This window comes from Rufibacter roseolus (assembly GCF_017916365.1).
In the GTDB taxonomy this organism is placed as follows: domain Bacteria; phylum Bacteroidota; class Bacteroidia; order Cytophagales; family Hymenobacteraceae; genus Nibribacter; species Nibribacter roseolus.
In genome coordinates, this window is sequence record NZ_JAFMSU010000002.1 from 1,609,280 (window position 1) to 1,621,365 (window position 12,086).

The 12,086-nt window shown below is 53.8% G+C and carries 10 protein-coding genes; all 10 read right to left on the reverse strand.

The features are described 5' to 3' along the window. Window positions 1-7 precede the first annotated feature (7 nt). Window positions 8-598: a cell division protein FtsQ/DivIB gene (locus J3P35_RS15510; protein ID WP_246850250.1), complete on the reverse strand. Its 591-nt coding sequence runs from the start codon at window positions 596-598 to the stop codon at window positions 8-10. Between the two features lie 157 nt (window positions 599-755). Further along, window positions 756-2,162: a UDP-N-acetylmuramate--L-alanine ligase gene (gene murC, locus J3P35_RS15515; RefSeq protein ID WP_210465472.1), complete on the reverse strand. Its 1,407-nt coding sequence runs from the start codon at window positions 2,160-2,162 to the stop codon at window positions 756-758. Further along, entirely contained in the window at window positions 2,162-3,265 is a 1,104-nt protein-coding gene (gene murG, locus J3P35_RS15520) for an undecaprenyldiphospho-muramoylpentapeptide beta-N-acetylglucosaminyltransferase (RefSeq protein ID WP_210465473.1), read from the reverse strand. Before murG ends, murC begins: the two co-directional genes overlap by 1 nt. Next, a complete protein-coding gene (locus J3P35_RS15525) occupies window positions 3,258-4,424 on the reverse strand; it encodes an FtsW/RodA/SpoVE family cell cycle protein (RefSeq protein WP_210465474.1) in 1,167 nt (388 codons plus the stop codon). The genes murG and J3P35_RS15525 overlap by 8 nt, the downstream gene beginning before the upstream one ends. Next, window positions 4,421-5,770, reverse strand: a complete 1,350-nt coding sequence (gene murD, locus J3P35_RS15530; protein WP_210465475.1) for a UDP-N-acetylmuramoyl-L-alanine--D-glutamate ligase — start codon at window positions 5,768-5,770, stop codon at window positions 4,421-4,423. Before murD ends, J3P35_RS15525 begins: the two co-directional genes overlap by 4 nt. A gap of 61 nt (window positions 5,771-5,831) precedes the next feature. Continuing rightward, the gene (mraY, locus tag J3P35_RS15535) at window positions 5,832-7,049 is read right to left on the reverse strand and encodes a phospho-N-acetylmuramoyl-pentapeptide-transferase (protein WP_210465476.1); all 1,218 of its coding nucleotides are present in this window, start codon (window positions 7,047-7,049) and stop codon (window positions 5,832-5,834) included. 79 nt (window positions 7,050-7,128) lie between these two features. Beyond that, on the reverse strand, window positions 7,129-8,592 hold the full coding sequence (locus J3P35_RS15540) for a UDP-N-acetylmuramoyl-L-alanyl-D-glutamate--2,6-diaminopimelate ligase (protein ID WP_210465477.1): 1,464 nt from the start codon (window positions 8,590-8,592) through the stop codon (window positions 7,129-7,131). Beyond that, window positions 8,531-10,684 carry a penicillin-binding protein gene (locus J3P35_RS15545; RefSeq protein WP_210465478.1) on the reverse strand — a complete coding sequence of 718 codons (2,154 nt, stop codon included), beginning with the start codon at window positions 10,682-10,684 and terminating at the stop codon, window positions 8,531-8,533. The genes J3P35_RS15540 and J3P35_RS15545 overlap by 62 nt, the downstream gene beginning before the upstream one ends. Further along, on the reverse strand, window positions 10,674-11,114 hold the full coding sequence (locus J3P35_RS15550; protein WP_210465479.1) for an FtsL-like putative cell division protein: 441 nt from the start codon (window positions 11,112-11,114) through the stop codon (window positions 10,674-10,676). Before J3P35_RS15550 ends, J3P35_RS15545 begins: the two co-directional genes overlap by 11 nt. 39 nt (window positions 11,115-11,153) lie before the next feature. Further along, on the reverse strand, window positions 11,154-12,080 hold the full coding sequence (gene rsmH, locus J3P35_RS15555; protein ID WP_210465480.1) for a 16S rRNA (cytosine(1402)-N(4))-methyltransferase RsmH: 927 nt from the start codon (window positions 12,078-12,080) through the stop codon (window positions 11,154-11,156). Window positions 12,081-12,086 lie beyond the last annotated feature (6 nt).

Here is a 12,086-nt window from a genome sequence, read left to right on the forward strand (position 1 = left end):
TTCTTAATTATTCACAAATAATCTGATCCTTGTATTCCACATTCAATCGGCTGTACTTATCCCAACCCACTACTGGCATCACTTCTTTGTAGAAGATGAAAAGCCTTCTGAATTTCTCCTGCACATTCACCGGTTTCCCGAATTCAATGCGCTGGTCACCCACCTGGGTCAAAAAGCTCACCTTGCCTTGCTGGTCAATGTCCATGTGGGCAAGCTGTGCGTTCCAGAACGGGTCTTTTTCAATGTACCGTAGCAGGGACAGATACGCAATTCCCACTGAGTCCTGAAAAAAGGAGCCTCCTTTGGCAGATGTCACCACTGATGCTGTCACAGGTATGACATGGGCCGTGTATAGGGTAGACAAAGGCAGCTGGTTTCCTTCTTCGTCTAAGTACACGTCCTTCTCAGTGCTTAGCAACCTGGCTATTGGCCGGTTTTGCTGAATCGTGACATTGATGTTTCCCTCCAGATCACGAGAGACCTCCGCTTCGCGCACAAATTTATGCGATTTAATCCGCATTTCCAGCCGCTTGAGGTCAATCTCCTCTTTTTTCATTCCCGTGAGTGGCTGACTCCCGTTACGGGTCAGCAGCGCCATCACTTCCGATTCACTAAGAAAGTAATTGTTATACTCATTATCAATTTTAATATTAACTTTTTTACATATTTTTCCCTCCTGTCTAGCTTTTGAAAATCCCGCTAAAAACACAAAGCCCCCCATGCAAAAAACGGCAAATAGAAGCGCTTTTACCTTTCTATTCCATAACATGGTCCTTCTCCTCCAGTAAGCATTTAATCTCTGGCACCAAGGTATCTATATCTCCGGCCCCAACGGTAGCTAACACATTATAGTCCAAATCATTTGCCAATAATTCCAACACTTCATTTTTGCGCAAAAGACGCTTATTTGTCTTTAATTGCTCAAACAATAGTGCCGAGTTTACCCCGGGAATTGGCAGTTCCCGTGCCGGATATATCTCCAAGAGCCATACCTCATCCGCGAGGCTCAGGCTTCGGGCAAATCCATCTAAAAAGTCGCGGGTGCGAGTGAATAGGTGCGGTTGAAAGATTACCCTCAGCTTCTGCCCCGGATACAACGCCCTTACCGATTGAAGGAACGCCTCTATCTCTCTGGGGTGGTGAGCATAATCATCTAAATATACTCTTTTTTCAGATGCAAATACCTTTTCGAACCGTCTTTTTACACCCGTATATTCTGAAATTCCCGACCTTATTTTTTCCACCGGAACACCTAGTAAAGAAACCGCCTGGGCAGCCGCCAAAGCGTTCTCCACGTTATGAAACCCAGGGACCTGCAAAGCAGTCTGGGGCAGAAGTAAGTTCCGTCCCTGCGCCGAAAATTTCATGGCGCCATCGGCAATCTTCACATCTGTGGCGCTTAGTTCCTCATTCTCAAGTCCGTACCTGATCACGGTCACCGTTGGGTCAACCGCCTGGGCCAGGGACTGATCGGCGGTGTGGTTGAGCAACAAATAACCGTTAGGTTTGATCTGCCGCACAAACTGCCGGAACGAGTCCACCAAAGCTTCTTTCTGACCGTAGATGTCCAGGTGATCAGGATCGGTGGAGGTGACAATGGCGATGTCTGGGTACAGGGTGAGGAACGAGCGGTCGTACTCATCGGCCTCCACCACGGCCAGGGCGCGCTCCTCTTCCTGGTGCGGCAACAGCAGGTTTGAGCCTAGATCGGTAGAAATGCCACCTAAAAAGGCGGAGGTGGAAACATTAGCGTGGTGCAGCAGATGCGCCACCATAGACGAAGTGGTGGTTTTACCATGCGTGCCGGCCACCGCCACCAAGTATTGGTTCTTGGTCAGCAGACCCAGCACCTGCGAGCGCTTCATGATGGTAAAGCCTTCCCTTTCCAGGTACTGCCACTCTGCGTGGGTGGCAGGAACGGCCGGCGTTAAGACCACCAGCGTTTCTGCCTTGTTTTCCCTAAATGAGGCCGGAATCAGCGCTACGTCATCTTCAAAATGGATGTTGGCGCCTTCCTCGGCCAGCTTCTGGGTTAAGGGCGTGGGTGTTTTGTCATAGCCGGCTACGGCGAATCCTTTGGCCAGGAACCACCGGGCGACGGCACTCATGCCAATGCCCCCGATGCCTAGGAAATAGATATGGCGGTATTGGTGCAGATTCATCAGGTTAGCTTCAGAAGTTCTTGGACAATGGCTTCGGTGGCGTGCGGCTTGGCCAATTGGGCAATATTCTCACGCAACGTTTGCTGCCTAGCGGGGTCTTTGGCTAAAGCAAAAGCGGCATCCCACAGTTTCTGCGAGGCCTCAAAGTCTTTCACCAGCACGGCGGCGTCTTTCTGCACCAGGGCCATGGCGTTTTTGGTCTGATGGTCTTCGGCCACGTTGGGCGAAGGCACCAGGATGGACGGCTTTTTAGCCAGGCACAGCTCCGAGATGGAAAGTGCCCCGGCCCTTGAGATCACCACATCGGCGGCGGCGTAGGCCAAATCCATCCGTTTGATGAAGTCATAGGCCCTGACCTGGTCGGCGGGATAGTTCCTGGCCGATTCCTCGGCGGTCGGGAAAAAGGCCTTCCCGGTTTGCCAGATGAGGTTGTAGCCCGCCTCCAGGATTTTCTGCAGCGCTCCTTGGGTGCTCTGGTTCAAGGTGCGTGCGCCCAAACTGCCACCGATCACCAGAAACGTGAGCCGATCCGGGTTCAGGCCGAAAAACTGCATGGCCTCGGTCCGCTTGCCTTCCAGTTCTGCGATATCACGCCGCACGGGGTTGCCGGTGAGCACGATTTTGGCGCTGGGGAAATACTTGTACATGCTGTCATAAGCCACGCAGACTTTGTCCACTTTGTTGGCCAGCAGCTTATTGGTGATGCCCGCGTGGGAGTTCTGCTCCTGTATCAAGGACGGGATCTCCATTTTAGTGGCCGCATACAGCAAAGGGCCGCTGGCGTAACCACCCACCCCTACTACCGCATCGGGTTTGAAATCTTTGATAATCTTGTAGGCCTTCCGGATGCTGGAGATCACTTTCAGCGGAAAGGAAAGGTTGTCTACCGTTAGGCGACGCTGAAGTCCACTGATCCAGAGCCCGATGATTTTATAACCGGCCTCAGGCACGCGCGTCATCTCCATCCGCCCCTGAGCCCCCACGAACAGGATCTCCGCCGACGGGTGCAGGCGTTTGATCTCGTTGGCGATGGCCACTGCCGGGTAAATGTGCCCACCGGTACCCCCGCCGCTGATAATGAATCTATATTGTTTCTCAGGCATGCGTTAACACGTTTGCGGGTTTGTTCGCCGTGGGCGCGGCGGCTAGTTTGGCCTCATGCTCACTCCGGCTCACACTCAGGATAATCCCGATGGAGATACCGGTAAAGATGAGCGAGGTCCCCCCCATACTCAGCAGCGGCAGCGGCAGACCCGTGATCGGACCCAAGCCAACGGCCACGCCCATGTTCACCATGGCCTGAATGACCAGACTGAAACTGATGCCCGCGGACAGTAATCCGCCGAAGGCCCCTAAACTGTTGGTCACCGCCATCATGCCGCGGTACAGGAAAGCCAGGTACAGGAACAGAATCACGGCGCCGCCCACCATGCCATATTCTTCAATGATGATGGCGTAGATAAAGTCTGAGTACGGGTGCGGCAGCACGTTGCGCTGATCTGAGTTTCCGGGGCCTTTTCCTAAAACCCCGCCCGTTGCAATGGCGATGTACGACTGCTCCAACTGGAAAACTGTCTGGTCTTTATCCATGAAGTTCTCAATCCGGGAAATGGCCGTCTGCGCCCGTTGCCCCAGCGCCAGCGCAATGGTTCCGAACAATGCCCCTACCGCAATCATGATCATGATGGATTTCATAGGAATCCGGCCGATGAACATCAAAAGCAAGCAGGTCAGGAACAACAGCAAGCCGGTAGAGATGTTACTCATGGCAATCAATCCGCAGATCAAACCACTCCAGAGGAACAGCGGAATCAGGGTTTGTTTGGATTCAATGTTCATCTGGCGCTTGCTCAGGATGCTGGCCAGGTAAGAGATCAAGGCCAGTTTGGCCAAATCCGAAGGCTGGAACGTCTGGTTGATCACCGGGATGGTGAGCCAGCGCGAGGCCTCGTTGATGTTGGAGCCTTTGAGGTAAGTATAGATGAGCAGAGGCACCGAGAAAATGAGGGCCAGCAAGCTCAGTTTGGCGTAATAGCGGTAATTGATCTTGTGCGCGAGCCACACAAACGCCAACCCGATGAAGATCAAGCTGGAGTGTTTGAACAGGTAATACTCGGTGTTACCGCCCATCTTTTTGTAGGCCAGCGTACCGGTAGCCGAGTACACCACGGCAATACTGATGAGCCCGAACGTCAAGACAATCCCCCACAAAATGGGGTCGCCTTTGAGATTGTCACGAAGCCAGTTTTTTACAGGAGTCATGCTACGGTACTTTTAAGGGTGGCCACGGCTTGGGCAAAAGCGCGGCCCCGGTGTTCGTAATTGTTGAAAAGGTCAAAGCTGGCACAAGCCGGGGAAAGCAAAACCACATCACCGGTCTCGGCGAAATCCTTGGCCAGCTGTACCGCCTCGTTCACGTCGCGGGTCTCCACCATTTTCAGGCCAGTTTGGGAAAAAGCGGCCAAAATTTTGCTGTTATCCAGGCCCAGGCACACAATGGCTTTCACTTTCTCCTGCACCAGCGGCAAGAGCGGAGTGTAGTCATTGCCTTTGTCGGTGCCGCCCACTACCCACACAATGGGTTGCTGAATACCGTCCAGCGCGTACCAAACCGCTTCCACGTTCGTAGCCTTGGAATCATTGATGAACCGTACGCCCTCAATTTCCCCTACCGGCTGCAAACGGTGCTCGGCATTCTGGAAAGTGCCCAAGGCTTCTTCAATCTGGGTTGGCTCGATGCCCACCAGCAGCGCGGCGCCTACCGCGGCCATGGTGTTGTATTGGTTGTGCTGTCCAATCAAAGGCGACTTGGACGTATCTACTTTGGCGATGATTTGCGAAAAAGAGGCTGAAATCTCCTGACCCTGGAACTGGATCGCCAAGCCTTCCGATGCTTTCAGGCCAAACGGCACCTGCGTGCCCGGCACTTCGTGCGATGCCATGTATTTCTGGATCTCGGCATCGTCCTGGTTGAACAGGAAGAAATCTGCGGAAGTCATGTTTTGGGCAATGCGGAATTTGGCGGCCGCATAGTTCTCCATCTTGTACCCGTAGCGGTCCAAGTGATCCGGGGTGATGTTAAGCAGGATACTGATTTGCGCTTTGAAGCTATACATATTATCCAGCTGGAAGCTGCTCAGTTCTACCACGTAATAATCGTAGCCGCCTTCCAGCACCTTACCCGCCAGGCTCTCGCCCACATTACCGGCTAGGGCCACTTTCAGGCCAGCGCTTTTCAGCAGGTGGTAAGTCAGCAGCGTAGTGGTGGTTTTGCCGTTAGTACCCGTGATGCAGATGAACTTACCCGAGGCGTAGCGCCCCGCAAACTCAATCTCCGAGATCACCGGAATGTTGCGCTCCACCGCACCTTGGATCACCGGCGCAGTATCCGGAATACCCGGGCTTTTGATGATTTCAGTGGCGGCATAGATTTGCTCTAGCGAGTGGGTACCCTCCTCAAATGAAATCTGCGCCTGGGCCAATTGCTGCCGGTACTTTTCAGAAATGGAACCACGGTCTGAGACGAACACGTCAAAGCCTTTGGCCTGTGCCAACAAGGCTGCTCCCACGCCGCTCTCCCCTGCTCCTAGTATGGCTATTTTCTGCATTGCTTTTGCTTTTATTTTCTTCGTTTAGGGCCTGTTTTCCTTAAAAAAAACTCTAAACAGATTATCTTAATTTCAGGGTAACCAAGGTCAGAATTGCCAGCATGATGCCCACGGTCCAGAACCTTGACACGATCTTGGATTCATGGTAGCCCAGCTTCTGATAGTGGTGGTGCAGCGGCGACATCTTGAAGATGCGCCGACCCTCGCCGTATTTCTTCTTGGTGTATTTGAAGTAACTCACCTGCAGCATCACCGAGAGATTCTCCACCAGGAAAATCCCGCATAAGATGGGGATTAGGAGCTCTTTTCTCAAAATCAGGGCTAAAACTGCGATAATCCCGCCAATAGACAGGGAGCCTGTATCGCCCATGAACACCTGGGCCGGATAGGAGTTGTACCACAGGAAACCCACGCAGGCACCCACAAAAGCGGTACAGAAAATCACCAGCTCACCTGTGTTGGGGATGTACATAATGTCAAAGTAATCAGCGAATATGGAGTTACCGGATACCCAGGCGAACACTGCCAGTGTGGTCCCGATGATGGCCGAAGTACCAGCCGCCAGCCCATCAATCCCGTCGGTGATGTTGGCGCCATTGGATACGGCTGTGATGATGATGATCACCAGCGGGATGTAGAGGAAACGGGCATAGGAACCCAGCAGCGGGCTCGCGAAGCTGAAAAACTGGTAATAGTCCAGCTCATTGTTCTTGGTGAAAGGCACCGTGGTGATCATTTTCCGGACATCGGTGAATGTGCTGGAGACATCAATGGCGGAGAGGCCTTTGGTGGTCAGGTACTGGCGCACCACCACGTCCTCGGAGAAGAACAGCGTAAGGCCTACAATCAGGCCAAGGCCCACCTGGCCCATCACCTTGAAGCGACCAGCCAGACCTTCCTTGTTTTTGCGGAAAACCTTTATGTAGTCATCCAGAAAGCCGATGGCGCCTAACCATATCGTAGACACCAGCATGAGCAGAATGTACACGTTGTCCAAGCGCGCCAACAGCAGGGTGGGCAAAACAATGGCCAGCAGAATAATAAGCCCGCCCATGGTGGGGGTGCCTCTTTTCTCCAACTGCCCTTCCAGACCCAAATCCCGGATAGACTCTCCCACCTGCCGGCGGTGCAGCACCCTGATAAGGCGTCCCCCAAAAATCATGGCAATCAGAAGCGAGAAAAGGGCAGCCAGTCCGGCCCTGAACGAGATGTAGCGCATTACGCCCGCCCCGTAGAAGTCAAACTGCCTGTCCAGAAAATCAAAAAGGTAATAAAGCATCCGTTTCTTTTTATCGTGAGAGAAGCGTCTGGTTGGGGACTCTTCTCACCTAAGTCGTTTTAGTTTTTCAGTATCTGCCTTACTTCTGGAGCAAGGCAAATGACTCCTGCAGCACCTGCTTGTCATCAAACGGCGATCGCACGCCTTTCACTTCCTGGTAGGTCTCGTGGCCCTTGCCCGCCACCAGGATAATGTCATCGGCCTCGGCCAGCAGCACGGCGGTTTTAATGGCCTCGCGGCGATCCACCACAGATATTGCTTTCTTCAGATCGGTGCTTTTCACACCGGCCTGCATCTGGTTCAGGATTTCCTGCGGATCCTCGTCCCGGGGGTTGTCCGAGGTCAGGATCACGCGGTCACTCATCTTGGCGGCGATATCGGCCATGACCGGACGCTTGGCGGCATCGCGATTTCCACCGCAGCCAACAATGGTGATGACTTTCTGCTCCGGTTTCCGGATCTGCTGAATGGTCTGTAGCACGTTCTCCAGCGCGTCTGGGGTGTGGGCATAGTCCACAATGCCGGTAATCTGGCCAGGTGACACCACGTAATCGAATCGACCAGCGGCCGAGGTAAGGTTAGACAGGCTGGCCAGCACTTCCTTCGGATCTTCGCCCAGCAGGGTGGCGGCGCCATACACGGCTAGCAGGTTATAGGCGTTGAAGGTGCCTATCAATCTGAACCACACTTCCTGCCCTTCCAGCTCCAGCTGCAATCCCTGGATGGAGTTGTCCAGCAGGCGGGCTTTGAAGTCGGCTTCTTTGCGGAGGGCGTAGGTGTATTTGGCAGCTTTGGTGTTCTGCAGCATGACCATGCTGCGCTTGTCGTCGGCGTTCACCAGCGCGAAGGCTTTCCTGCTCAGGTGATCGAAGAACAGCTTCTTGGCCCGGATGTACTCGTCAAACGTGCCGTGGTAGTCCAGGTGGTCGTGGGTGATGTTGGTGAAAACCGCCCCGGTGAACTGCACGCCGGTCACGCGGTGCTGCACTAAAGCGTGCGAACTAACCTCCATAAAGGCGTGCGTACAACCGGCTTTCACCATCTGGGCTAACAGTCCCTGCAGTGTAATAGCATCCGGGGTGGTGTGCGAGGCCGGGATCACGGTCTCGTTGATCTGGTTCTGCACCGTAGACAGTAGGCCGGCGTTGTAGCCCAGGTCACGGTAGAGTTTGTGCAGCAGGGTCACGCAGGTGGTTTTGCCGTTGGTACCGGTCACGCCCACCAATTTCAGTTTACGGGAAGGATTGCCGTAGAACTCAGCAGCTACCAGGCCCATGGCCTCGGCTACGCTGGGCACCTGCACAAAGGTGACGTTCTCAGGTCCGTTTTGGGGCAGTTTTTCGCAAAACACCACGGAAACGCCTTGAGCCACCGCCGTCTCTATGAAATCATGGCCATCGTGGAGCGTCCCTTTGATAGCAAAGAAAGCCACGCCCGGGCCAGCCTGGCGAGAATCCATTGTTAACGCAGAAAGCTCGGGGTTAGAAGGCCCGAGCAATTGCGTTGACTGGAGTACCTGAAGCAGGTTTTCTAGTTGCGCCATGTGTAGTTAGTGTAATGGTGATGATTGTTCCTTTCGCCACGGGTTGCCCCGGCGGAATGCTTTGGCTCTCTACCCGCCCCAGCCCAATGGCCCGTACTTTGATGCCGTGGTTCCCCAACAGGTAAAGCGCATCTTTCAGGGTCATGTCGGTGACATCGGGCACCTGGCCCATTTTCACCGGCACCGGCTTCAAGGATACCGATTGTTTCTGGGTGTCTACCCGCACCCAGTCTTCCTCTGGGCTCAGTGGGTGGGCACTCACGCCTAGTTTGTTGCAAAGGATGGTCAGTTCTTCCTGGTTTCCGGCGTGCAGCACGGGCAGTTTGGGCTGTACCCCTACAGGGCGGCGCACCATAGGCGCGTGGATGGCCAGATCCTGGGCGTAGGCTTTGTCAGCCAATTCCCTGAAAACCGGGGCAGCCACGTCACCGCCGTACTGGGCGTTTTTCTGCGGGTTGTCAATAATCACAATACAGCTATACTTCGGGCGGTCTGCCGGGAAGTAGCCTACAAAAGAAGTGGAATATTTTCTGGTGTACTGGCCGTTGATCACCTTACGGGCAGTACCGGTTTTACCGGCTACTTTGTAGTCTTTGCTCTTCAGGTTTTTGGCCGTTCCGTTCTCCACCACGCCTTCCATCATCTGACGCAGCTGCGCCAGGGTCTCGTCAGAACAGATTTTAGGATTCAGGACCTTGGCCTCGTAAGACTCCAGGATCTGATCGGCGCGCTTGATGCTCTTCACGATCATGGGCTGCACTTTCACGCCGTTGTTGGCCACAGCGTTGTAAAAAGCCAGCGTCTGCAAAGGAGAGATTTTCAGCTCATAGCCAATGGCCATGGTAGACAGCGACGGACGGCTCCAACTGCGGTCTTTGGGTGATTTGATGTAAGGAATAGCCTCGCCGTTCATCTGGAAGCCCAGCGGCTGGTGCAACCCGAATTTGTGCAGGTAATCAACGTACTTCTGCGGGTCTTTCTCAAAGGTCTGCTGGATGAGTTTGGCTACCCCGATATTAGACGATTTTTCAAAAACCTGCTGTAAACTGATTCTACCATTACCGTGCGTATCGGTCTTCACCGCCCCCCCGATGCGCTCAGAACCATTGCCGGTATCCACGGTATCGGTTAGTTTCATGTCGGTTTCCTCCAGCAGGGCCATCATGGAAGCCAGTTTGAAGGTAGAGCCCGGCTCGGTACGGCCCTGGTTACCCACCGCGTAGTTATAGTCTTCAGCGTACACGCCCTCGGCCTGACGGCCCAGGTTGGCAATGGCTTTGATGTGACCGGTCTTTACTTCCATCAAGATCACACAGCCGTGGGCGGCGTCATTGAGGGAAAGGGCACGGTTCAGAGCGTTTTCGGCCACGTCTTGCAGGTTAATGTCAATGGTGGTTTGAATGTCGAAACCAGGCATGGGCTTCACCTCGGTACCGTCGTTGATGGGCTTGTTTCCGCCGGCCATGCGCTCGTACAGGGCCTCTCCGTCTTTTCCGGCTAGGTGGCGATTAAAAGAGAACTCCAGACCCGCGCCTTTGCGGTCTTCGTTAATGAACCCGATAGTCCGTTTGGCCAGTGACCCGAACGGTAGGAACCGGCGGTCCAGTTTCTCGAAGATCACCCCGCCTTTGTTCTTGCCGGCCCGGAAAATAGGCCATTTGGCCATCATCTTCTTGTCCTGGTAGTTAATGAGGCGGCCGTTCAGGCGCACGTATTTGCGCCCGGCGCTGCGGGCGTTCTTTATTTTCTGCTTGTAATAAGACGGAGAACGGTCCCCGTAAAAGCGCGACAGGTGAATAGCCAAAGAGTCAATGCCTTTGGAGAAGATATCGCTGGGCGAGATGGTAGGGTCAAACGCCACGCGGTAGAAAGGCAGCGAGGTGGCCATGATGCGGTCATCATTAGAGTAGATGTTCCCGCGGGTGGCGAATACCGGCTGATAGTGGAACCGCTTCTCATTGGCGATCTCGCGCCAGCGGTCGCCGTCCTTGATCTGGATGTAGCCAACTTTGTAGATAATCGCGAACGCGAAAAGGCAGATAGCCAAAAAGGCCACCCGCACGCGCGTAACGATGGACCTCTTAATATTCATCTTTCTTCAGAACTACTTGGATGGGTGGAGTGGAGCTTTCCATAAGGCCAAGGGGTGCCACGTTTCGGGCCACCTCAGACTGCTTACTCGCCTCCATGTATTCAGATTTCAAGGTGGTGTAATCCGCGCGCAAATCCTCGGTCTCGGCTTTGGTTTTGTCAATGCGGCGAAGGGTGCGGTCTGCGTAGTGGGTATTCCCGATGTAGAACAAGGTCACGCCCATCAGGAACAGCACCTTGGGCAGATACCGCACGGGCAGGCCCTCGGCAAAAAACCAGTCTACCTTGGTGTAGCGGTCCAACAGTTCAAACAAACTGGTCCCTTTCTGGCGCTTCGGGCGCGCAGAACGCGGCTTCTCTACCCTGGGCACTTCCCTTACGGTGTTTGCCTTAGGCCGATTCACTTGTGGACGTACGGTGTTGACTGCCATAATCAAATCGTAAAATGTTTTGCTTTCCCTTCTATCTCCCTACTTCTTCAACGATTCAGGTGTCTCTCTTTTCTGCGCTACCCGCAACTTGGCGCTGCGGGAGCGGTTGTTTTCCTGTAATTCCAGATCACCCGGCACAATGGGCTTGCGGGTCACCGAATCCAGAGGCTTGATCTCATTCCCGAAGAAATCTTTCTCCACTTCCCCGAAGAACTTACCCTTGGCGATGTAGTTCTTCACCAGGCGGTCTTCCAGGGAATGGTAGGAAATCACCGACAATCTGCCACCGGGTTTCAGAACCTCCACGGCCTGCTCCAGCATTTCCTCAAGGGCCTTAAGTTCATCGTTCACTTCTATGCGAAGCGCCTGGAAAACCTGGGCCAGGTATTTATTTTCTTTCCCGCGGGGCGTGATACCGGCAATGGCCTTCTTAAAATCTGCGATGGTTTCAATGGGCTGCACGTTTCTAGCCGAGACCAGTTCACGGGCCAGGGTTTTGGCGTTCTTCACCTCGCCGTACAACCCGAATATCTTGTGCAGTTGTTCTTCTTCGTAGGTATTCACCACCTCTCGCGCCGTAAGTGGACTTTCATTGTCCATGCGCATGTCAAGGGGGCCGTCAAACCTAGTGGAGAAACCGCGCTCAGCGGTGTTGAACTGATGAGAGGAAACACCCAAGTCAGCTAGAATACCGTCTACCTGACGCACGCCGTAGAGACGCAGATATTTCTTTAGGTAGCGGAAGTTGGCTTTGACAAACGTGAATTTGTCTGAGATCAGCCGTTCGGCCTGTTTCTCGGCATCAGTGTCCTGATCAAAGGAGTAGAGTTGCCCACCCTGCATCTGCTCTAAGATGTGCGCAGAGTGTCCGCCCCCGCCAAAGGTGACGTCTACGTAAATGCCGCCGGGTTTAATAGCCAACGCATCTACCGATTCCTGCAACAAAACGGGCTGGTGGTACTGCATAGGCGT

Excerpts from the sequence above, each read along its gene's own strand:
- J3P35_RS15540 (WP_210465477.1), bottom strand. The coding sequence starts at position 8,592 with ATGGCGCAACTAGAAAACCTGCTTCAGGTACTCCAGTCAACGCAATTG.
- murD (WP_210465475.1), bottom strand. The coding sequence starts at position 5,770 with ATGCAGAAAATAGCCATACTAGGAGCAGGGGAGAGCGGCGTGGGAGCA.
- J3P35_RS15510 (WP_246850250.1), bottom strand. The coding sequence starts at position 598 with ATGGCGCTGCTGACCCGTAACGGGAGTCAGCCACTCACGGGAATGAAA.
- mraY (WP_210465476.1), bottom strand. The coding sequence starts at position 7,049 with ATGCTTTATTACCTTTTTGATTTTCTGGACAGGCAGTTTGACTTCTAC.
- J3P35_RS15545 (WP_210465478.1), bottom strand. The coding sequence starts at position 10,684 with ATGAATATTAAGAGGTCCATCGTTACGCGCGTGCGGGTGGCCTTTTTG.
- murC (WP_210465472.1), bottom strand. The coding sequence starts at position 2,162 with ATGAATCTGCACCAATACCGCCATATCTATTTCCTAGGCATCGGGGGC.
- J3P35_RS15525 (WP_210465474.1), bottom strand. The coding sequence starts at position 4,424 with ATGACTCCTGTAAAAAACTGGCTTCGTGACAATCTCAAAGGCGACCCC.
- J3P35_RS15550 (WP_210465479.1), bottom strand. The coding sequence starts at position 11,114 with ATGGCAGTCAACACCGTACGTCCACAAGTGAATCGGCCTAAGGCAAAC.
- murG (WP_210465473.1), bottom strand. The coding sequence starts at position 3,265 with ATGCCTGAGAAACAATATAGATTCATTATCAGCGGCGGGGGTACCGGT.
- rsmH (WP_210465480.1), bottom strand. The coding sequence starts at position 12,080 with ATGCAGTACCACCAGCCCGTTTTGTTGCAGGAATCGGTAGATGCGTTG.